Source organism: Rhodococcus sp. OK302 (genome assembly GCF_002245895.1).
GTDB lineage: Bacteria > Actinomycetota > Actinomycetes > Mycobacteriales > Mycobacteriaceae > Rhodococcus_F.
Window position 1 is genome coordinate 2,269,690 of sequence record NZ_NPJZ01000001.1, and the last position, 21,187, is coordinate 2,290,876.

Sequence of the window (21,187 nt, forward strand, 5' to 3'; positions counted from 1 at the left end):
GGGGGTTCTCGCTTTCGCGCTGCGGTCAGCAGCAGCCTTCGTCATCCGATTTCGGGCACAGGGTGGGGTCGACGGCGAGTACGAGGTCCATCAGTTGGCCGAGGGCGTCCCCGATCCGGGGATCGGCGAGTTCGTAACGGGTACGGCGTCCTTCCGGAATGGCGACGACCAGCCCGCACCCGCGCAGGCAGGCGAGGTGATTCGACAGGATCTGTCGCGAGACGCCGATCTGGTCGGCGAGGTCGGACGGATAGCCCGGAGCCTTCCGCAAGCTCAGCAGTACCTGTGTCCTCGTCGAGTCCGAAAGTGCGTAGCCGAACCTCGACAGTGCGTCGCGATGCATCAGAGTTTCCATGCTGGTAATAGTACAGATATTTCTGGATACAGAAAAGGGTGAATACATAAATGTCGAGACTGAGATGGGCGACGGATTGGTGCATTCTCGGAGTAGTCGCGCGGGCTTGTGGTGGTGCGACGACTGTGGCACATTTCCTGATGTAACCAGTGATACATTCTGAGCTGTGAAATCCGAGTCATCTGTGAGCTGGCGAATAGTCCTGATCAAGATTGCCGCCGAGCCCTCGCGTCACCGCGTGGCCGTATGGCGAGAACTGCGCAAAGTGGGCGCACTGTCGATCGGTCAGGGGACATGGGCAGTGCCGAACGTTCCAGCCTTCAACGCCGGAGTCGACCGTGCGAAAGAGCTCGTCGAACGTGCAAATGGGGAGATCGTCTTCCTTACCGCCACCGGTGCGAGCGAGGAGGACAACGTGCGATTCGCCGCAATGTTCACCGCGGCCCGCGAGGAGGACTGGACCGAATTCCTGTCGGACTGCGCGAAATACGAGGCCGAGCTCGACAAAGAAATCCGGATCGAGAAGTTCACCCTTGCCGAACTCGAGGAAGAAGAGCAGAGCCTGGACAGGCTTCGCCGCTGGCATCGAGACTTGAAGGCACGCGACGTATTCGGCGCGAGCAACGCCGAAAGCGCAACCGCGGCACTCCAGCACTGCGCCGAACGGTTCGAGGACTACTCGGAACGAGTGATCAACGCACTGCACTCACCCGAAGGCAATGACTACGGTGATCGGCCATGAGTGAGGACAAGGCGCAAGGTGAAGGCGCGCAATGGCAGATGTGGCCGCTGTATGCGGCCGGATTTACGACTGCTTTCGGAGCTCATGCCGTTGCGGCAAACCTCGTTTTCGATCTCGACGATCTGGCGAATTCGCTGCTCTACCTCGGTCTACTGCTGGCCCTGTACGACGGCGCCGAAGTCCTGCTCAAACCTGTGTTCGGCACGCTGGCAGACCGGATCGGAGCCAAGCCGGTTCTGCTCGGTGGGCTCGTCGCATTTGCCGCAGCATCGTTTCTGTTTGTTGTTGTCGCCGATACGGATTGGTTGTGGTTGGCGCGGCTCGGCCAAGGTGCGGCAGCATCGGCATTCTCGCCGGCAGCTAGTTCTTCGGTCGCCCGGCTGACCCGAAAAGGCAAGCATGGCAGTGCATTCGGAACCTATGGGTTTTACAAGAGTCTCGGCTATACGCTCGGCCCGTTGCTGGGCGGTGTGATCGTGTGGATCGGCGGTCTCCCACTCCTGTTTACAGTCATGGCCGTTCTCGCGCTGGTTGTCGCGATCTGGGCCAAGGTCGTCGTACCTGCACTTCCGCCGCTACCTCGGGCGCGGCAAACCGTCGTCGATCTGGCTCGGCGCCTGAGTGATCGTCAGTTCCTCGGCCCCACCGCAGCTCTTGCTGCCTCGACCGCCGCATTGTCGGTCGGTGTCGGGTTTCTCCCTGTCGCCGGAGTTGATGCCGGACTTGGACCGATAGCAACTGGCGCGGCCGTATCGGTACTGGCGCTGTGTGCGGCATTTGCACAACCGCGAGTAGGGCGAGCGCTTGATGCCGGGAAGATAACCGTCGAGCGAGGCGTGGCATGGGGATTGGTTATCACCGCTGCAGGTTTGGCGCTTGCCATGATTCCGGGACTGGTCGGGATTCTCGTCGCCGCCGTTGCTGTCGGCGTCGGCACCGGCATCATCACCCCGCTCGGTTTCGCCGCACTGGCTGCATCAACGCCCGAGGAGCGCATGGGTCAGACGATGGGCGCAGCCGAACTGGGCCGCGAACTCGGCGACGCGGGTGGACCGCTGATCGTGGCGGGCGTGGCAGCTGTCGCGACACTGACAGCCGGCTTCGGTGTCCTGGCAGTGATAACGCTGTTGATCGGTGCCGATTCCGCGCGCCAACGCACCCTCCGCGAATGACGGCGGAGACCGAATACCATCAGTGAATCGAAACTTGTTTCCGGTCGCTTCCTCCCGGCTATCCTCCGAGTATGAGACACCGCGCCGCGTTGACCATCGGTCTGACCGGGATCTTGATGCTCAGCGGATGCTCGTCCGGCGGCGCGCAGACTCCACTGATCGACCCAGCGGCGTTCTCGAACACCGTCACTATCGACGCCGTGACGGGCCATCTCGAACAACTCGAGAAGATCGCCGACGCCAACAACGGAAACCGGGCCGCCGGCACATCCGGCTACGACGCCAGTGTCGATTATGTGGTCAACCTGCTCGAAGGCAAGGGCTTCGAGGTTGAGACCCCGGAGTTCGAATACACCTCCTTCGACCCGGGGTTGGGATCACTGACCCTTCCTGGTGGGGGCAGTATCGATGTCCGAGCGCTGACGTATTCCGCCTCGACCGGGCCCACCGGCGTTGCCTCGCGGGTAGTGAGCATTCCGGCCGACGAGACCCCGGGTTGTGAACCCTCCGACTATGACGGACTCGATGTCGCCGGTGCTATCGTGCTTGTTTCTCGTGGCGTCTGCCAATTCGGAGAGAAGCAGAATGTGGCCGCGGATCGCGGTGCGGCGGCCCTGCTGATCGTCAACAACGAGGACGGCATGCTCGGCGGCGGCACCCTGGGGGATCCGAAAACGGTTCGCATCCCGACAGCCGGCATCAGCAAGTCTGCCGGCGACGCGCTGGCTGCGAGCGCCGGCGCCGTGAATCTGACTCTCGATACGTTCATGTCGACGGTCACCTCGCGCAACATCGTTGCGCAAACGTCCACCGGTTCCGCCGATAACGTCGTGGTGGTGGGAGCGCACCTCGACAGCGTTCCGGAAGGGCCCGGAATCAACGACAACGGCAGTGGCAGTGCCGCTGTCTTGGAAACTGCTCTGCAACTGGGTAGTTCGCCGAATATTGCCAACGCGGTGCGGTTCACGTTCTGGGGCGCCGAGGAACTCGGGCTCATCGGATCGACCGACTACGTCGAAGGGCTCAGTGATCAGGAACGCGCAGCCATCGCGCTGTACCTGAACTTCGACATGATCGGCTCACCCAACCCCGGATACCTGGTTTACGACGGTGACAACTCCGACAACGTGGGCGAAGGTCCCGGTCCCGAAGGCTCCGCCGGTATCGAACGCACCTTCGCCGAATTCTTTTCCAGCCGAGGAATTGCCGCCGAGGGAACCGATTTCGACGGCCGGTCCGACTACGGGGCCTTCATCGACGCCGGAATACCGGCCGGCGGCATCTTCAGTGGCGCCGAGGAGCGGAAAACCGTTGCGCAAGCACAGCAATGGGGAGGGGTGGCCGAGGCGATGTTCGACCCGAACTATCACACCACCCTCGATACGCTCGGCAATATCGATCGAGACGCCCTCGCCGTGAATTCCGCAGCAGTCGCGTTCGGAACAGCGACATATGCGCAGAACAGTCTGAACTAGCGTCGAGTGATGTTCATTCTGCTGCAACGCGCTGCCTGTAACTCTGGGTTACTCTCGAGTAATGAGTGACCGGAACCCGAGTGAGGCCCCAGGCGAAGTGGTGAATACCGCTTCTGCCGGCGTCAGTTCGGTGATCGGAACGATGCTGGCGACGGCGTCGGATCTGAACGGACATCAGCAGATCATCGAGGCATTACGACGGCTTCGGCGGGCGCTCCCGGGCGATCCGGGCTTCGGTGATCCGCTCTCGTTGTCCGGCCCCGGCGGTGCACGCGCGGTCGCCCGCGTCGCAGACCGATTTCTCGATCACAAACCGGCCGCGACCAGGGAAGTGAGCTTGGGCGCCCTGCAAGTCTGGCAGGCCGCCCTCGAAAAGATGGGCCGTGGACGTGGTGATCAGGAATTGACCATCGTCTTCACCGACCTCGTCGGCTTTTCCACCTGGTCGCTCGAGGCGGGTGACGAAGCGACCCTCGTCCTTCTGCGGGCCGTTGCGAAGGCCGTCGAAACCCCGATCGTCGAGAATTACGGTCAGGTCGTCAAACGAATGGGCGACGGGCTGATGGCAGTGTTCACCAGGCCCGATGCGGCTCTGGCTGCCGTGTTCGCAGCGCAGGACGCGCTTGCCGAGGTCAACCTCGACGGTTACCGTCCGCGGATGCGTGTCGGCCTGCACACCGGCACGCCGCGGCAGATGGGTGACGACTGGCTGGGCGTGGACGTGACCATCGCCGCCCGGATGATGGGTCTGGGAGGCGACGGCAACGTCATGATGTCCGCCGCCACCCTGGAAGAACTCGAACCGGGAACTCTCGACGAACTGGACCTGGCGATCCGGCCGTGGCGCCGCGGATTCTTTGCGACGACGCCCAACGGTGTTCCCCAGGATCTGGGGATCTGGCGAGTGTGGCGCGACTAGACCTGCAATCTCCACAGCGGTGACACGGGACCGTGTCCGGCGCCGAGATCGTAGGAAGCCTCGAGGCATTTGGTGACCCATTCCTTGCCGAAGGCAACGGCATCGGGAACCGAATAACCGTGTGCCAGTGCGCAAGTGATGGCTGCAGCGAGGGTGTCGCCGCCGCCGTGATCGTTGCCGGTCTTGATGCGTGCGCTGCTGAATTCGAGGAAGGTATCTCCGTCGAACAGCAAGTCGGTACTGGCTTCGGAAGTACGCAGATGTCCGCCCTTGACGATTGACCACTGGGCGCCCAAAGCATGGAGGGCTTCGGCAGCCCGGCGGGCTGTCGCGTCGTCGATCACTTCGATGCCCGTGATCAAGCGAATTTCGTCGAGGTTCGGTGTCACGACCGTTGCTGCCGGAATGAGGATGTTTCGGACGGCGTCCAGCGCTTCCTCGTGGAGGAGCGGATCGCCGTGCATCGAGGCGCAGACCGGATCGACAACCAGGGGAATGGCCCGATCTCGCCCGATTCCGACCTCGGCGGCGACGGCGGCGACGGCTTCGATGATTGCCGTGGACGCGAGCATGCCGGTTTTGGCGGCACCGATACCGATGTCGGAGACAACGGTCCGTACCTGGTCGGCGACGATTTGCGGGGGGATCTCGTGGAATCCGCTCACGCCCACCGAATTCTGCACGGTGACGGCCGCGACGGCGACGCAGGCGTGAACTCCGCACATTGCCATGGTCCGGGAGTCGGCTTGAATTCCTGCGCCTCCACCGGAATCGGTTCCGGCAATGGTGAGGGCACGAATCGGAGTCTGGCCGGAGGGTGTCAGAGGCAGCAGTTTCACAGTGCTGAGCCTACCGATCAGGTCTCGCTCCGATTGCGGTCGTGTCACTGTCGGTGCAAAAATTGGGTGAAGCCAGGACAGCGTCGTCGGTAACTGTTTCTATGAGTGGCATGGATCACAGTTTGAGTACCGTTTGTACAGCAGTGGAGGTTCCCGCCATGAACGACACCGTGCAGAACAACAGCACCGAGCAGGCGTCCGACTTCACGCTGGTCGACAACGATTCACACGAACGGTTCGAACTGCTCGTGGGCGACGAACTCGTCGGCATCCTCGGCTACCGCGACGAAGACGAGATCATGGGTTGCGGCGCTGCCGCCGGTGACGTGGTTGCGTACATGCACACCGTCGTCAAGGAAGAATACGGCGGCCAGGGCATGGCCGGGGTGCTGGTTCAGTTCGCGATGGACTGCGCCCGTGAGCGTGAATGGTCTGTACGTCCCGTCTGCACCTACGTGCAGCGGTACCTCGGCGAGCATCCCGAATATTTGGACCTGCTCGCCGAGGACTGAGCTGCTTAAGCTCCGAGGGTGACGATCACGGGAGCGTGATCGCTGGCACCCTTGCCTTTTCGCTCTTCTCGATCAATCTCAGCCGATTCGACTCGCGCCGCGAAGGCCGGCGAACCGAGAATGAAATCGATACGCATTCCCTGCTTCTTGGGGAAGCGGAGCTGCGTGTAGTCCCAGTACGTGTACACGCCGGGACCCGGTGTGTGGGGTCGGACGACGTCGGCAAAACCGGACGTGATGAATGCGTCGAACGCCGCGCGCTCGGCCGGCGAGGTGTGCGTCTTGCCTTCGAAGACGGCGGGATCCCAGATGTCCTCGTCGGTGGGCGCGACGTTCCAGTCGCCGACGAGAGCGATCTGCTGGTCCGGGTTCTCCTTCAGCCAGCCTTCGGCGTCGTCACGAAGTTTCGCGAGCCAATTCAACTTGTACTCGTAGTGCGGATCGTCGAGTTCACGTCCGTTGGGGACGTACAGGCTCCACACCCGAACTCCGCCGCACGTCGCGCCGATAGCGCGAGCCTCGCGTACCTGCTCCGCCTCGGGATCCTTGGTGAAGCCCGGCTGATCCTCGAAGCCGATCTGCACGTCTTCGAGGCCGACGCGTGACGCGATGGCCACGCCGTTCCACTGACTGAGTCCGACGTGGGCGACCTCGTAACCGATTTCCTGGAAACGCTCGAACGGAAACTGTGCGTCCTTGCACTTGGTTTCCTGCATTGCCAGGACATCGACGTCGGATCGTTCGAGCCAATCGATGATCCGGTCGGTACGGGCACGGACTGAGTTGACGTTCCAGGTAGCTATGCGCACGCGGGCAAGCCTAGCGTCAGCTACCGACAGACGCGCTGGCATACCGGTAGCGATGATGTTCGACGAAGCCGAGGGCCTGGGCCGTCGCAAGGCCGGCGACGTTGTTCTCCGGAACAGCGACATAGGCGTGGGTCGCGCCCAGCGTGCGTCCCCACGCGATCAGATCCGTGCAGATCAGAGCTCCGATTCCGTGGCGGCGGTGCTCGCCGGTTACGTCGATGTCAGTCAGTCCGACCCAGCGACGGTTGTCCGGCGCATCGGTGACCGACGCTCGCCCGGTTGCCAGAACCAACGTGTCGACGCTCCCGACAATCCCGTGGGCGACGGCAGCTACCGGATCGGATGTCACGTCGAGGGTGGTTGTCGGAGAACTCGGCGACGGTACGAGTGTGTCGAGGTCCGCGGCGAACATGATGCCTTCGCCGCCGGAAAGCCAAGTGGGGGGAGCAGTTCCGAGGCGGTCGGGTAGCAGCAGCGTTGTCGGACGTCCCCGATCAGCGAACCAGGTGCAGATACCGGCGAGTGTCTCGGCGGTTCTCGACGCGGTGCTACCGGGCTCGCCGAGAGGAATCGCCGAGTCCGTGGAACCGGGGGAGTGCCCCACCCGCAGCAACCAACCGTCGATCCGGGCCTGCTCGACGCCCCGCGAACCGGCGGCTGCCGCGACTTCGAGGTTGCGGATGTCGCCAATTCGAATGGGCCGCGCAGCAAGCACTTTGAGCGCAATCACCTGATCGGGTGAAACAGTGACGACGCGCCCGTCGCTGCGGCGCACCGTGATCGGTTCCGTGGATTCGAGGACGCCGATCACATCCGTCATCGGATGCGAATAGCCGGGTGGGAGCTTGTATCGCAGCACCACCCGGCTACCGATCGAGATGGTCAATCTCTAGTCTTCGTACTCGTCGTCATCGTCGTGACCGAACGGGTCGTCGACTGAGCCCGGGGTCCAGGTCTGACCGGGCTTGCCCCAGCCGGACTGCTTGATGGCCTTCTTGGCGGCGCGCGCATTTCGGCCGATCAGGACATCGGTATAGAGGAAGCCGTCGAGGTGGCCGACCTCGTGCTGAAGCATGCGGGCAAAGAACCCGGTGCCTTCGATTTCGACAGGATTGCCGTCGGCGTCAGTTCCGGTGACCTTGGCCCAGTCGGCGCGGCCCGTCGGGAACTGCTCACCCGGGACGGAAAGGCAGCCTTCGAAATCGTCTTCCGGATCCGGCATCGTCTGCGGAATTTCCGACGTTTCGAGCACCGGGTTGACAACAACGCCTTGTCGGCGGGTGTCGGTACGATCATCACCGGGGCAGTCGTAGACGAAGATGCGAAGCGAAACACCGACCTGATTCGCTGCCAGACCGACACCGTTAGCGACGTCCATCGTTTCGTACATGTCCGCAATCAGTTCGGCGATTTCCGCCGGAGATTGAGTGACAGGTTTAGTCGGCTCGTGCAGTACAGGGTCGCCGACGATTCGGATGGGGAGGATAGCCATGGGTACAAGGATAGTGCGGCGCGCCTTCGCGGTTTTCGCGGCCCGTCCTGTAGGTCGTGGTTCAATGGTCGGTGAAGAACAACGGTGTGATTCGTTGCTCGACGGGCCCGTGCGGCCCCGGGGAAAAGTGGATGTCGGGGGGACTCGTCGTCTCGACGTTGGGTTTGAATGCCAAGCGGGTGAACACCATGCGAGGACAGAAGTCGAGGAGTGACATGGACAGCGCAATTGCGCATAGTCAGGACCAGTCCGAAGGCGCTGGAGTCGACAGTGCGGACAATGCAGCGGGAATTCACGAGATCGGCGACGACGGTCTGACCCGCCGGGAACACGACATCCTCTCCTTCGAGCGCCAATGGTGGAAGTACGCCGGCGCAAAGGAAGAGGCCATCAAGGAGTTGTTCGACATGTCGGCAACTCGGTATTACCAGGTCCTGAATGCGCTCGTTGATCGCCCCGAATCATTGGCGGCCGATCCGATGCTGGTCAAGCGCCTGCGCAGGCTCAGGGCCAGCCGTCAGAAGGCCCGGGCGGCTCGTCGACTCGGTTTCGACGTCACCTGAAGACTTTATGCCTCTTCGCGGGTGGCAAAACCTGGCCGTAAAACTTGTCGGTGAGCCGCGCTGTCGCCCACTGGCGATAAGGTCGACATCGTGAGTACCCCGAAAGAGCAGCCGTCCGGACCACCACTACGCGCTATTGCCATGGTGCTGATCGCTCTGGCGATCGTGTTCGTCGGGCTCGGTGCTGCTTCACTCGGCGGATCCGATTCCGACGAGACCACCGCGACCGAGCAGACCGCGACGTCCACTGCCGCAGTGAAGACAACCGCAGCTGCCCCCGTGACCACGGCTCCGGCCGCAGCAACCGGCACGGACTCCGAGAAAACCACCACGACACGCCCGTCCGCTACCGCGACAAGTACGTCGGCAAGCGCGTCGACAAGCATCGATCCGTCGACGGTGAATGTTCGGGTACTCAACAACAGCACCGTGTCCGGTCTGGCCGCCGGGACTGCCGAAGAGCTGACTGCCGCTGGTTGGAACGTCCAGGAGACGGGTAACTACAGCGAAGGCACGGTGAGCACTACCACGGTGTTCTACGGGACTTCCGCAACGGAGAAGGCAGCTGCGCAGCAGATCGCCGCTGAGCTCGGTGTCACGGCTGAGCCTCGATTCGCGGGTATCGCCAATGCTTCCCCCGGCGTGATCGTCATCGTGACGACAAACTGACTCGTCGGAAGGCGCCGCCGGTGACACAAATGTCGCTGCGCGACCAGGCGACACAGGTGTCGCTGCGCGACCCATCGGATTCGTGTACTACTCACGCCGTTATAGTCAGATGCACTTCCTCGCCACCTCAAAGGAGCGGTTCGATGGCCCCCAGCAGCACCCGGCGTATGTCTTGGCGCGTCGTTGCCCCCGTAGTCGCACTCGCCGCTTTCGGCTTGACTGCCTGCAGCAACAACGAAGAGCCCAGCAGCGTCCCCGGCACGACTCCTCCTGTGTGGACGGGTGCCGCTGATCCCGGTGCGCACGAGAGCGCCGGTCACGGTACTCCGACGTCGACCGCCCACGCCGGTACTTCCGTCGAAACGGTCACCGCCAGCCTGAGCGGAACCGACGGTGCCAAGGTCGGCACGGTCACGTTCACTCAGGACGGTAGCGACGTCAAGGTTTCGCTGGATGCCAAGGGTCTGACCCCGGGCTTCCACGGCTTCCACGTTCACCAGATCGCCAAGTGCGAGACCAATTCGGTTGCTCCCAGTGGCGGCGAGCCGGGTAACTTCCTCTCGGCCGGCGGACACTTCCAGGCAGCCGGCCACACCGGCCATCCGGCCAGCGGCGACTTGACGTCGGTGCAGGTTCTCGAGGACGGCACCGCCACCCTCGTCACGACCACCGATGCGTTCACTGTCGATGAGCTGGTGGCCAATGGCGGTACGTCCGTCATGATCCACGCAGGCCCGGACAATTTCGGCAACATCCCGACGCGTTACGCGGCGGCGCCGGATCAGCAGACCCTCGACACCGGTGACGCCGGTGGACGCGTTGCCTGCGGTGTCATCAGCAAGAGCTGACGCCACTTCTGAGTTCTGCATCACTTCGGCCACTACCACGCAGTAGCCAGCACTGTGTTCTCACGGACACTGTGATTGGATTCTCTGCGTGGTAGTTCCATTTCCGGGTTCGCCGCGTCCGACACTGGGCGTGGAGTGGGAGATCGCTCTGGTCGATCGTGTGACCAGAGATCTCTCCAATACAGCAGCTGAGGTGTTCTCGGCTGTCGAGGAGCTTGCAGGCTCCGAGACGCCGCATATCACCAAGGAGCTACTGCGCAACACTGTCGAGTTGGTGACGGGTATTCACGACACTGTCGGAGAGGCGATGAGCGATCTCGACAGCTCGCTGCACCTACTTCGCCGGGCCGCCCATCCGTTGGGCGTCGAGCTGATCTGTGCCGGAACGCATCCCTTCGCTCAGTGGTCGACGCAGTTGGTCACCCGCACCCCCGATTACGACGAACTGATCGAGCGCACACAGTGGTGGGGCCGTCAGATGTTGATCTGGGGTGTCCACGTCCATGTCGGCGTGTCCTCGGCGGATCGTGTTTTCCCCATCATCAATGCCTTGTTGCAGCGGTATCCGCATTTGTTGGCACTGTCGGCGTCGTCGCCGATGTGGGCGGGCGTCGATACCGGCTATGCGTCCAATCGGGCCTTGATGTTCCAGCAGTTGCCGACGGCCGGGTTGCCGTACCAGTTCGAAACCTGGAGTGAGTACGAGTCGTTCATCGATGACCAGATGAAGACGGGTGTGATCACCAAGATCGGTGGGATGCACTGGGATATTCGTCCGGCACCCAAGTGGGGAACCATCGAAGTCCGTGTGTTCGACGGGGTTTCGACGCGTGCGGAACTGGGTGCGTTGGTGGCATTGGTGCATTGCCTGATCGTGGATCTCGATCGTCGTCTCAGTGCGGGTGAGACGTTGCCGAACATGCAGCCGTGGCATGTGAAGGAAAACAAGTGGCGGGCGGCCCGGTACGGTCTCGACGCCGAGATCATCCTCGACTCCGATGCAAACGAGTGCTTGGTCACCGACGATCTGGAACGGCTGCTCGAGGATCTCACGCCGGTGGCTGTGGCTCTGGGGTGCGCCGACGAGTTGGCGTCGGTCGCGGACATTCCTCGCCGTGGGGCGTCGTACCAGCGTCAACGCCGCGTTGCGGAGGCCACGGGCGGCGATCTGGTTGCCGTCGTCGATGCGTTGGTCGCAGAGCTCGGTACCTGATTTTCTTGTAGGACCGAGTCGGGCAATCCGACCATCTGTCCAGGTTCGGTTCACTCGCCGTTTACTATTGGTCGGTGTTGACAGAGCGCGGGTCCCAGGTGGGGGCTTCAGAGGGACCAGGTAATGCAGGGGGACCAGGTAATGCAGGGGGACCAGACAAGACGTGGGTCAATTCGCATAAGTTACTGATTCTCGGCAGTGCCGGGGTTGTTGCGCTGGTTCTGGGTGTGCAGGCGTTTGCGTCGTACAAGGGCTATCTCGGTCCGGTGGAAAGCCTGTTCGGTGATTACTTCCTGGTTCCGCGTTCGGCCACGATGCCGTGGGTGGGATTGGCTCTCGCCTTGGTCGGCCTCAATAACCGCGAACGTATCTACGCAGTCTCTGCTGCAGTCGCCATTGATGTGGTCGTCGGCGGCATCCGTTGGTTTTCGGGCGGACCGCTCACCATGGGTACGGGCGGCACCTGGGTGCTCACGGCAATTGCGGTCTATGCGTTCTGGAAGTTGAGCGGCGAGCGTCGTAGCGCCGTCCTGCACGGAGTTGCTCTGGGCGCGCTGTTGATCATTGCCGCGAAGGTCGCCGAAACGTGGCTTTCGATCACGATCCTGCTCGGTACCGACGTGTGGGACGAGTACGTGTTCCTCGCTGATCAGGCATTGGGCAACCCGTCGTGGGTGATGGGTCAGATCGTCGACGCGATGGGACCGGTCGGCGCGGCGGCTCTCGACTGGATCTATGTCGAGCTTCCGGTCGCCGTGATCGTGGTCGCGCTCTACCAGGCACGTAAAGGCTGGCCGTCACATCATCTGCTGCGCACTTTCCTGCTCATCGGATTGATAGGCCCGGTCTTCTACATACTGTTTCCCGTTGTAGGCCCGGTGTTCGCATTCGGCCCGCGAGGGCTCGGATTCCAGATCGGTGATTTCTGGCCGAATATCGTTCCGAACATTGATTTTTCAGCTCCCGCGTCGTTGCCGTTCGACGACCAGGCTCCCCGTAACTGCATGCCGAGTCTGCACACGGCGTGGGCAGTTGCCCTGTTCATCCATTCGCGGCGTGGTCCGTGGTGGTTGCGAAGCCTGGGTACGTTCTGGCTTCTCGCGACGCTGACGGCAACGCTGGGCTTCGGATTCCACTACGGCGTCGACCTCATTGCCGGAGCAATTCTGTGCCTGACACTCGATGCGGCGCTGCATGATCCGGAACGCGGCTGGGGCTGGTTCCGCGTCCGGTTGATCGTCGGCGGCAGTGCGATTCTCGTCGGACTTCTGCTGTCCTACCGCTTTGCGCCGGTCCAGATGGCAGCGTATCCAGAGTTGTTCGGGCCGTTGCTGATCGCTGTTCTGGTACTGATGTCGGTGGCGTACTACGCGACGTTCTTCGCCCGCCCGGGTACTGCGTTGGCGCAGTGGGGCGAGCGAGCAGACGACGTCCTGCCACCTACCGAAGCTCCGGCGGGTCTTCCAGTTCGTTGATTTTCATGACGGCGTCCTGCTCGCGCTGTTCGCGGTAGGCGACACGGCCCACGCTGTGGGCAATCACGGGTGCTGTCAGCAACGTGAAGACACCGACCAGGATCAGCATCCAGATGTCGACGCTTCCGCGAAGCAGGAACACTGCGCCCATCAGGACGAGGATGAGTCCGACGACCTGCGGTTTGGTCGCTGCGTGCATACGACGCAGGGTGTCGGGGAATCGTACGATTCCGATCGCTGCGGTGAGTGCGAGGAGCGCGCCGAGGAAGATCGAGACTGCCCCGATGACGTCGAGAATGTTGCCGATCATCGGTCACTCACCCGGAATCGTGCGACGGAGACGGAGCCGATGAATCCGACGAGGGCCAAGGCCACGATCGCGGGAATGATGGTGGTGTCGGCGCTGTAGGCAGCCCACACCGCGAGTCCACAGATCGCGACGGCGACGATGGTATCCAGCGCGACCAACCGGTCCAGTGAGCTGGGCCCATCGATCAGCCGAAATGTTGTCAGTAGCGCTGCAATCACGAGAATTACCCCGGAGACGATCAGGGTGGTGGTGATGAACCCGCTCATTACTGGTCCTCCGCTCGGGGTGCATCGAATTCGTAGTCGCGTTGGTGCCACGGGCTGGGTTGCCAGTCGGAATCACGCTCGAAGGATGCGATGAACAGGCGCTCGAGATCTTCGACGGACCGATAGAACGCGCTGACGGATTTCTGCGAGCCGACATCGAGTACGTGGACGTAGACGATCCGACGGTTCTGGTCGATCTCGAGAACCATGGTTCCGGGGATGAGATTCAGGACGTCGATGCAGAGGGTGAGCACCAGATCGGATTTGATGCCGAGCTGGTATCGCAGGACCCCGGTGACGGGAGGCGGTGACGGCCTGATCGCCAGCCACGCAACCTGGATGCTCGACAGCACTGCGTAGTAGACGATCACCCAGGCCAGACGCAGGATCGAGAGAATATGCACGCGGCCTTCGACGGGTACCCGGGGGAGCGGCAGCAGGACCATGATGACGATGCCCACGACGAGCCCGCCGAAGATGTTGCCGTAGCTGACGTTGCCCCACAACAGAACCCACACGAATGTCAGCCACACCAAGATTCCGACGCGGAGTACCAGTTCACGTTTCATCGCGGCGGCTCCTCTGCGGTGATATCCGAATGCGGTATCGGGCGGTGGTCCCCGAGGACGGCTTCGATGTAGATGGACCGATCCTGTAGATCCTTCGCGGCGCGGTCACTGATGTCGATGATCTGGCCTGCGAATACCGTCAGCGCGAGTCCGACCGCTACCAATCCGACCGTCGGGATCAGCATGAACGCGGGAATCTTGCCGACGTCTTCACGATCGACGAAGGCGATGTCTTCTTCGGATTCGTCGATCAGCGCCGACGGGCTGACATCCGCGAGGTCACCTTCGGGGGCGTCGGCGCGGGCGCGCCAGAACGCTTTGGTCCAGACTCGGGCGACGGCGTAGAGCGTCAGCAAGCTGGTGACGGTGCCGCCGGCAACAAGCACCCAGGCGAGTGCACTGGCGTCGGCGGTGCCCGCTTGCAGGAGCGCGACCTTGCCGATGAAGCCCGAGAACGGCGGAATACCACCGAGATTGAGGGCGGGAACCAGGAACACGATTGCCAGGATCGGGCTGGCCGCAGCCAAGCCGCCGAGGCGTCGTAGCGACGAACTGCCGGCTTGACGTTCGATCAGTCCGACAACGAGGAAGAGCGTCGTCTGCACGATGATGTGGTGCGCGACGTAGTAGATGGCTCCGGAGAGGCCGGCGGATGTCGACAGAGCGATGCCGAAGATCATGTAGCCGATGTGGCTGACCAGGGTGAACGACAGGAGTCGTTTGATATCGCTCTGGGCTATGGCACCCATGATGCCGACCACCATCGTCAACAAACCACAGATCATCAGGACGTTGTCGAGTTCACCTTGCGGGAACAGGAGAGTGTGCGCGCGAATGATCGCATACACACCGACTTTGGTGAGGAGGCCGGCGAAGACGGCGGTGATCGGTGCCGGTGCTGTCGGATAGGAGTCCGGGAGCCAGGCCGAGAGTGGGAAAACTGCGGCCTTGATGCCGAAGGCGACGAGCAGAACACCGAAGATCGCAGTCCGGGTGCCGGGCGGAATGTCGTCGAAACGCAGGGCCATGTCGGCCATGTTGAGAGTGCCCGTCGCGGCGTACGCAAAGGCGATGCCGGCCAGGAAGATCAGCGACGACACCATCGAGACCATGACGTACGAGACGCCCGCTCGAACGCGATCGGCACTCCCGCCCAAGGTGAGCAGCACGAAGCTTGCCGAGAGCAGAACTTCGAAACCGACGTACAGATTGAAGAGGTCGCCGGCGAGGAAGGCGTTGGAAATACCGGCGGTCAACGCCAGATATGTGGGTAGGAAGATCGAGACGGGCTGAGCTTCGCTGCCGTCGCGGATACCCTGACCGATCGCGTAGACCATGACGGCCAGCAGGACAATCGAGGACACCACCAGCATCATCGCCGAGAGGCGGTCCACGACGAGAGTGATGCCGATCGGGGAATCCCAGCCGCCCACCTGGATGGCGGTGGTGCCGTCACGATCCGCCAGGTAGAGCAGCATTCCGGAGACCGCGACTACGGCGACCAGCGCGATGAGGGTGATGACGCGCTGGAATCGTGGGCGTCGGCCGACGACGAGGGTGGCGGCGGCGGCCAGCATCGGAATCAAGACAGGCAAGGGTGCGAGCGTTCCCATGAGGTTGTGCGAAATGGTCATGAGCGAGCACCTCCCTTGCGCTTGTCGGATTCCTGTTTACGTGCAAGGTCGGTAGCCCAGTCGGGCACCGGTTCGTCCTCGAAGTCGCCGTCGTGAAGGTCGTCGTAGCACTCGATGTCCTCGAGGTTGACCAACTGTTCGAGGGGAATGGGGTTGCCGTCCTTGTCGAATGCGTCGCCGCCGATGCTGGGGGCGCCCGTGACGGGGTCGTCGGAACGGTCGTGGTCGGGGGCGTCGGCGGGGAGTCGACGCTTGATGACCTTGGTGTCCTCGGGATCGTCTTCGACGGCGTCGGCGGTGTTGATCTTGAAAGATCGGTACGCCAGTGCCAGAACGAAGGCGGCGATGCCCATCGTGATGACGATGGCCGTCAGGATCATGCCCTGAGCCAGGGGATCCGCGATTTTCTCGTGCACCGATTCACGGCCCACGATCGGCGGATTTCCGTCACCACCGCCGACGGTGAGGATCAGGAGATTGATGCCGTTGCCGAACAGGAGCAGGCCCAACAACATTCGGGTGATGCTGCGTTCGATCAGTAGGTAGACGCCCGTCGAGATCAGCACACCGACCAAGACCAGCATTATGAAATTGGCACTCACGATGCCTTCACCTCGATTTCTGCGTCGAGGCGGGCGCCGAGACTTCGGAGTACGTCCAGCACCAGGCCGACGACGATGAGGTAGACACCGAGGTCGAAGAACAGCGCGGTGACCAGTTTGACGTGGCCGATGAGTGGGAGGGTGAACTCGAAGACCGCCGACGAGAGAGCCGGGGCGCCGAGGAACAGCGAGATGATGGCGGTACCGGCCGAGAGCGCGAGGCCCAATCCGAGGATCTTTCCGGCGTCGATGGGCACGGCTTCACCGAGTTCGTAGCGGCCACCGGCGAGGTAGCGCAGAACGAGCGCGAGACCGGCCGTCAGGCCGCCGGCAAAACCGCCGCCGGGTGCATTGTGGCCGGAGAAGAAGAAGTAGATCGACAGCACCATGATCGCGGGGAAGACCAAACGGGTGGTGACTTCCAGGACGAGGGAGCGGTAGCGCGGGTCGATGAGATCGCCGCCGCGCAGCCACGTCGTATCGGAGTTGGCGGCAGCTTTGTCGACGATCACCGACGGTGCGTCGGCGACGCGGGGCGCGATACCGAAGCGGCGGTTGCGGAACACGAGGCTGGCAACGCCGGTCGCGGCAACGAGCAGCACCGAAATCTCGCCGAGGGTGTCCCACGCACGGATGTCCACGAGGAGAACGTTGACGACGTTCTTGCCGTTACCGATGGTGTACGCGGCGTCGGGCAGGAGTTCGTAGATCGGACGGGTGTTGCGTGCGTTGACGGCGTACGCGGCAATCGTGGTGACGGTGGCGCCGACGGCGACGGCCAGGATCGCGCGCGGCAGTTTGAACCCGATGGCCTTGCTCTCGTCGACTTCGGCCGGGAACTTTCGAAGTACCAGCACGAAGATCACGAGAGTCAGAGTCTCGACCAGGAATTGGGTGAGCGCCAGGTCCGGGGCACCGTGCAAGGCGAACAGGACACCGCAGCCGTAACCCGTGAGGCCGACGAGAATGACGGCGGCCAGACGGTTGCGCATGACGATGGCAGCAAGTGCCGCGGCGATCATCATCAGCGCGATCGTGAACTGGATGGGGGAATCCCACAACCGCATATCCACACCCGTGCGAGTGTCGATGATCAACAGGACCAGCGGAACGATGACAAGCGTCGCGAGGATGGTCGACTGCGTCCGGGGGAGCGAACCACGCTGCGTGGCGCCGGTCAGACGCATGGAGATGGTGTCCATGCCGCGCAGGGTGGCGTCGTAGATACGGTCGGCGTTGCCGAGTGGGGGATGCTCGAAGTGCAGGCGGCTGATCTGGCGTTGCGCGATGTAGAGCGCAAAACCGCCGGCGATGACGATGCAGGTTAGTAGCAGCGGAGTGTTGAATCCGTGCCACAGAGCCAGGTGGTAATCGGCGTGCGGGCCGGCTGCGAGGGTTTGTGTGTAGGGCGTCAGCAGCTTCTCGAACTGCGGCGACAGGATTCCGGCGGCCAAACCGAGGACTGCGAGCAAGCCCGGCGCGAACAGGAACAGCCAGCTCGGGGCATGCATCTTGCTGACGGCGGGGCTGGGATTCTTGAGTGTCTTGCGTCCGAAAGCGCCCCAGATGAAGCGGATGCTGTAGCCGACGGTGAGGATCGAGCCCATCACGATGACGGTGATGACGGCGATCGACGACCAGTGTCCGAGCACGTCGGTTTCGAGTACCGACTCGAGTGCGGCTTCCTTACCGACAAATCCGAGGAGTGGCGGTAGTCCGGCCATACTTGCGGCGGCCAGTCCGGCGATAATCGCCAGAGCCGGGGCCGTCTTGCCCAGATGGGCGAGTTTGCGCAGGTCGCGGGTGCCGGTGGTGTGGTCGATGATGCCGACGACCATGAAGAGTGCCGCCTTGAACATGGCATGCGCAACGACCATCGTCATACCGGCGAGGGCTGCGTCGCGCGTACCGATTCCGACCAGCACCATCATGAATCCGAGTTGGCTGACGGTTCCGAAGGCGAGTACGAGTTTGAGGTCGTAGGCCCGCATGGCTCGCCAACCGGCGAGGATCATCGACAGCAACCCGAGGCTGATGATGGTGACCCGCCACGGTGGTGAATCGGCATAGCCCGGAGCGAGGCGCGCGACCAGGTAGATACCGGCTTTGACCATGGCCGCAGCGTGGAGGTAACCGCTGACGGGGGTGGGCGCAGCCATAGCTCCGGGGAGCCAGAAGTGCAGGGGCACGATCGCGGATTTGGACAATGCACCGATCAGGATCAGCACGATCGCGACGGACGTCAGCCAACCGGTGGGCGGCGACGCGACGAGGTCGGAGAGGTTGTAGCTGCCGCCGGCCTGGCCGAGAATGATCATGCCGACCAACATGGCGAGACCACCCGCAGTGGTCACCAGCAAAGCCTGGGTGGCGGCGCGGCGACTGGTGGCACGCTCGGCGTAATGGCCGACCAACAGGAACGACAGCACTGTGGTCAGTTCCCAGAACATGTACAGCAGCAACATGTTGTCACTGGTCACGAGGCCGAACATCGCGCCGGCGAAGGCAACCATCTCGGCCGCGAAAATCCCCAGACGGGGTTCGTCGTCGTTGAAATATCGTGCGCAGTAAACCAGGATCAGGGTGCCGACGCCCAAGACCAGGACAGCCATGATCGCGGAGAGCGCGTCGAATCTGAAGTCGATGTCCATCGACAGGCCCGGAGCCCAGGTGATGTGCAGCGTTTGGACGCTGCCCCATTTGTCGATGACCCAGCCGAGGCTGGCCAGCGGTACCAGTGCGAGTGGAAAGAAACCGTTTCGCCCGAACCTGCGCACCACAAGCGGAGCCAAGAGGGCGGCAACGGCATGGGCAAGCAGAATAGCGAGCAAAAGGCACTCCGTCGTGTTGTCATTGGTGCGGCGGGGTGTCCGAACTAATCGAACCTATCGAGTATTTCGAGACGAAATTACTTCGTCCACGTGCACATATTACCGGGCGGAGCGGTTTCGTTGCGCAGCGAGTCGGTTCGAGCTACAACCACAGCGGCTGCTACACGTAAGTTGGGCGAGGTGAAAACGCAGATCATTCGGACCGCTGCACTCGCCCATATTCGGGACCGTCGACTGATCCAGACCCGGTCGGTCGGAAAGACTGCGTTCTACATGGCCGGCGGAAAAATCGATCCCGGTGAGACGCCGGAACAGGCCCTGCATCGTGAGATCCGCGAAGAACTGGATGTGGGACTGGTGCCAGGCACTGTTGCGTTCCTGGACGTCTTCGAAGCCCATGCGTTCGGGCATTCGATTGATACCGGACTGCATATGAGTTGCTACCGTGCCGAGATGGATGGTGAGCCGAGGCCCACGAGCGAGATCGCAGAATTCCGGTACTTCACTTTGGCCGAATACGAGGCCATGGACGACGTAGCGCCCGGTTCTCTCAAAGTGTTCCAGCGACTGGTGTCGATGGATCTGATCGACTGATCTTGCGGATGCGGTAGCTCGTGTACGCGCACACAGTCACGATCACCAGGGCGGCACATCCGAGAACGACAAGATCTCCCGAAGGCTCGAACCGGGAGACGACGGTGCCGCCCTCGATCGGTGTGAAGTCGGTCGAACCGTACGAGAATCGTGGATACACCAGTAGCGCGTAGGCAGTCGGACCGAAAATGACGCCCAGCCCCACCAGAAGGCGCGAGCCTCCGGTCCGGTGCGGTTCCGACTTCAGCGCACTCACTATCGAGTAGGCCACGGCCGCACCCGCGATGTCGACGATGAACTCACTCAACGCGGTGGTTCTTGCCGCGTAGTTGACGAAACCGGCCAGCGTCAGCGTGAACAGCAGTCCGTAGCTGACGATCATCGACGGGCGGAACGCAGCGATTGCGGCAGCCACCACGATGAGCGCGCTGAGTGTCGCCACCCGGGCGGCGGTGAGTTCCTGGGCCAATGTCACCGATTCCGGTGGACGATTCGCGACCACCACCGCAAGGGCTGCTGCCGAGGCAGTCGCGACGAGTAAGATGTGATTCCCGCTTCCCAACACCACAGCCGCAGTCACCGTGACGGCCAGCGCTCCCGCGAGAACCGGCAGTGCAGCCCACACCGTGGTGACGTTGAACGACCAGTTCACAATGAGTCCGGTGAGCGTCAGTACTCCCGCGATGGCTACCGGCCGCAGTGCCATCTGTTCTCGCCGCTGCTCCGGGTCTGCATCCGGGTCGTGGCGGCTGTCCGAGTTGTGGTTCCAGAAGGCCAGAATCGACAGTGCAATCAGGACCAGGGCCGTCAGCGTGGCCACCATGATCGGTGGTTGAAACTGTGAAACATCTTGCGCCAGGTAGTCGGCATACCGCCGGGGAACAGCGTTGGGGTCCAGGATTGCCGTCGAAACATAGACGGCAACAACAACTCCTGCGACACTGCTGGCCAGTAGAGGTCTCGGTAGCGTCGAGGTAATTGCGCCCAGCGTGATGCCAGCCGCGACGGGAGCAAACGCTTCGAATGATTGGTTGTGTAACCCGGGCAGTTCGAGGAGCATCCCGCCGAGAGCCACCAATGCAGCAGTCCGGGTCCGTGAGCGAACCAGCGCCGACGCTGCACCGACCGCGACTACTGCCAGAACTCCCGTGGCAATCGTGCCGATCGACCAGAATCTGTCCCCGGACGACATCGACGTGCGCGAACTGCTCACAAACGGTGCGAGTACGACGACGGTGACAATAAACGCCGTGACACCGCTGAGCGCGATGCGAAGCGTCCTCATGTCGGCGTGCACT

Annotated in this window: 23 protein-coding genes; 11 read left to right on the forward strand and 12 right to left on the reverse strand. The window is 62.5% G+C overall.

The annotated features are described in order from the left end of the window. Positions 1 to 25: 25 nt before the first annotated feature. Complete coding sequence (locus BDB13_RS10585; RefSeq protein WP_094271606.1) at positions 26 to 355, reverse strand: ArsR/SmtB family transcription factor; 330 nt, start codon at positions 353 to 355, stop codon at positions 26 to 28. Positions 356 to 521: 166 nt separating this feature from the next. Here BDB13_RS10585 and BDB13_RS10590 point away from each other — a divergent pair, with 166 nt between their 5' ends. The 4 genes from BDB13_RS10590 to BDB13_RS10605 all read left to right on the forward strand — a co-directional run bounded on the left by BDB13_RS10590 (position 522) and on the right by BDB13_RS10605 (position 4,663). Next, entirely contained in the window at positions 522 to 1,097 is a 576-nt protein-coding gene (locus tag BDB13_RS10590; RefSeq protein ID WP_254922781.1) for a Chromate resistance protein ChrB, read from the forward strand. Further along, positions 1,094 to 2,269, forward strand: coding sequence for an MFS transporter (locus BDB13_RS10595; protein WP_254922782.1), 1,176 nt, complete (start codon positions 1,094 to 1,096; stop codon positions 2,267 to 2,269). Before BDB13_RS10590 ends, BDB13_RS10595 begins: the two co-directional genes overlap by 4 nt. 71 nt (positions 2,270 to 2,340) lie before the next feature. Then, the gene (locus BDB13_RS10600) at positions 2,341 to 3,744 is read left to right on the forward strand and encodes a M28 family metallopeptidase (protein ID WP_094271608.1); all 1,404 of its coding nucleotides are present in this window, start codon (positions 2,341 to 2,343) and stop codon (positions 3,742 to 3,744) included. 142 nt (positions 3,745 to 3,886) lie between these two features. Next, entirely contained in the window at positions 3,887 to 4,663 is a 777-nt protein-coding gene (locus tag BDB13_RS10605) for an adenylate/guanylate cyclase domain-containing protein (RefSeq protein WP_094274827.1), read from the forward strand. Here the strand turns inward: BDB13_RS10605 and thiD are convergent. Beyond that, a complete protein-coding gene (gene thiD, locus BDB13_RS10610; RefSeq protein WP_094271609.1) occupies positions 4,660 to 5,502 on the reverse strand; it encodes a bifunctional hydroxymethylpyrimidine kinase/phosphomethylpyrimidine kinase in 843 nt (280 codons plus the stop codon). The two genes, BDB13_RS10605 and thiD, sit on opposite strands and share 4 nt — an antisense overlap. A gap of 158 nt (positions 5,503 to 5,660) precedes the next feature. Between thiD and BDB13_RS10615 the strand changes: the two genes are divergently transcribed. Further along, complete coding sequence (locus tag BDB13_RS10615; RefSeq protein WP_094274828.1) at positions 5,661 to 6,014, forward strand: GNAT family N-acetyltransferase; 354 nt, start codon at positions 5,661 to 5,663, stop codon at positions 6,012 to 6,014. Positions 6,015 to 6,019: 5 nt separating this feature from the next. Here BDB13_RS10615 and BDB13_RS10620 read toward each other — a convergent pair whose 3' ends face one another. Genes BDB13_RS10620 through BDB13_RS10630 form a run of 3 tightly spaced genes read right to left on the reverse strand, consistent with a single transcriptional unit; the run spans position 6,020 to position 8,315 of the window. Next, the gene (locus BDB13_RS10620) at positions 6,020 to 6,823 is read right to left on the reverse strand and encodes an exodeoxyribonuclease III (protein WP_094271610.1); all 804 of its coding nucleotides are present in this window, start codon (positions 6,821 to 6,823) and stop codon (positions 6,020 to 6,022) included. 16 nt (positions 6,824 to 6,839) lie between these two features. Next, entirely contained in the window at positions 6,840 to 7,709 is an 870-nt protein-coding gene (locus tag BDB13_RS10625; protein ID WP_254922783.1) for a GNAT family N-acetyltransferase, read from the reverse strand. Between the two features lie 3 nt (positions 7,710 to 7,712). Beyond that, a complete protein-coding gene (locus BDB13_RS10630) occupies positions 7,713 to 8,315 on the reverse strand; it encodes a peptide deformylase (RefSeq protein WP_094271611.1) in 603 nt (200 codons plus the stop codon). 215 nt (positions 8,316 to 8,530) lie between these two features. On the opposite strand from BDB13_RS10630, the gene BDB13_RS10635 reads away from it, so the two are divergent. From BDB13_RS10635 to BDB13_RS10655, 5 genes are all read left to right on the forward strand, one after another. Further along, positions 8,531 to 8,878, forward strand: coding sequence for a DUF3263 domain-containing protein (locus BDB13_RS10635; protein ID WP_094271612.1), 348 nt, complete (start codon positions 8,531 to 8,533; stop codon positions 8,876 to 8,878). Between the two features lie 90 nt (positions 8,879 to 8,968). Beyond that, complete coding sequence (locus BDB13_RS10640) at positions 8,969 to 9,547, forward strand: LytR C-terminal domain-containing protein (RefSeq protein ID WP_094271613.1); 579 nt, start codon at positions 8,969 to 8,971, stop codon at positions 9,545 to 9,547. Positions 9,548 to 9,690: 143 nt separating this feature from the next. Then, a complete protein-coding gene (sodC, locus tag BDB13_RS10645; RefSeq protein ID WP_094271614.1) occupies positions 9,691 to 10,395 on the forward strand; it encodes a superoxide dismutase[Cu-Zn] in 705 nt (234 codons plus the stop codon). An 88-nt stretch (positions 10,396 to 10,483) separates the two neighbouring features. Beyond that, the gene (locus BDB13_RS10650; protein ID WP_094271615.1) at positions 10,484 to 11,608 is read left to right on the forward strand and encodes a glutamate--cysteine ligase; all 1,125 of its coding nucleotides are present in this window, start codon (positions 10,484 to 10,486) and stop codon (positions 11,606 to 11,608) included. Between the two features lie 185 nt (positions 11,609 to 11,793). Further along, the gene (locus BDB13_RS10655; RefSeq protein WP_254923011.1) at positions 11,794 to 13,083 is read left to right on the forward strand and encodes a phosphatase PAP2 family protein; all 1,290 of its coding nucleotides are present in this window, start codon (positions 11,794 to 11,796) and stop codon (positions 13,081 to 13,083) included. Here BDB13_RS10655 and mnhG read toward each other — a convergent pair. From mnhG to BDB13_RS10685, 6 genes are read right to left on the reverse strand one after another with little or no spacing between them, the layout of a single operon-like run. Further along, positions 13,049 to 13,393: a monovalent cation/H(+) antiporter subunit G gene (gene mnhG, locus BDB13_RS10660; protein WP_094271617.1), complete on the reverse strand. Its 345-nt coding sequence runs from the start codon at positions 13,391 to 13,393 to the stop codon at positions 13,049 to 13,051. The genes BDB13_RS10655 and mnhG overlap by 35 nt on opposite strands. Next, a complete protein-coding gene (locus tag BDB13_RS10665) occupies positions 13,390 to 13,659 on the reverse strand; it encodes a monovalent cation/H+ antiporter complex subunit F (RefSeq protein WP_206042285.1) in 270 nt (89 codons plus the stop codon). Before BDB13_RS10665 ends, mnhG begins: the two co-directional genes overlap by 4 nt. After that, entirely contained in the window at positions 13,659 to 14,228 is a 570-nt protein-coding gene (locus BDB13_RS10670; protein WP_094271618.1) for a Na+/H+ antiporter subunit E, read from the reverse strand. The genes BDB13_RS10665 and BDB13_RS10670 overlap by 1 nt, the downstream gene beginning before the upstream one ends. After that, positions 14,225 to 15,862 (reverse strand): Na+/H+ antiporter subunit D, encoded by a 1,638-nt coding sequence (locus tag BDB13_RS10675; RefSeq protein ID WP_094271619.1) that lies wholly within the window; start codon positions 15,860 to 15,862, stop codon positions 14,225 to 14,227. Before BDB13_RS10675 ends, BDB13_RS10670 begins: the two co-directional genes overlap by 4 nt. Next, a complete protein-coding gene (locus BDB13_RS10680; protein WP_094271620.1) occupies positions 15,859 to 16,464 on the reverse strand; it encodes a Na(+)/H(+) antiporter subunit C in 606 nt (201 codons plus the stop codon). Before BDB13_RS10680 ends, BDB13_RS10675 begins: the two co-directional genes overlap by 4 nt. Further along, complete coding sequence (locus BDB13_RS10685) at positions 16,461 to 19,295, reverse strand: Na+/H+ antiporter subunit A (RefSeq protein ID WP_094271621.1); 2,835 nt, start codon at positions 19,293 to 19,295, stop codon at positions 16,461 to 16,463. The genes BDB13_RS10680 and BDB13_RS10685 overlap by 4 nt, the downstream gene beginning before the upstream one ends. 180 nt (positions 19,296 to 19,475) lie before the next feature. Between BDB13_RS10685 and BDB13_RS10690 the strand changes: the two genes are divergently transcribed. Then, positions 19,476 to 19,889 carry an NUDIX hydrolase gene (locus BDB13_RS10690; RefSeq protein WP_176459561.1) on the forward strand — a complete coding sequence of 138 codons (414 nt, stop codon included), beginning with the start codon at positions 19,476 to 19,478 and terminating at the stop codon, positions 19,887 to 19,889. Here BDB13_RS10690 and BDB13_RS10695 read toward each other — a convergent pair. Beyond that, a complete protein-coding gene (locus tag BDB13_RS10695; RefSeq protein WP_254922784.1) occupies positions 19,846 to 21,186 on the reverse strand; it encodes a hypothetical protein in 1,341 nt (446 codons plus the stop codon). The genes BDB13_RS10690 and BDB13_RS10695 overlap by 44 nt on opposite strands. Position 21,187: the final 1 nt, after the last annotated feature.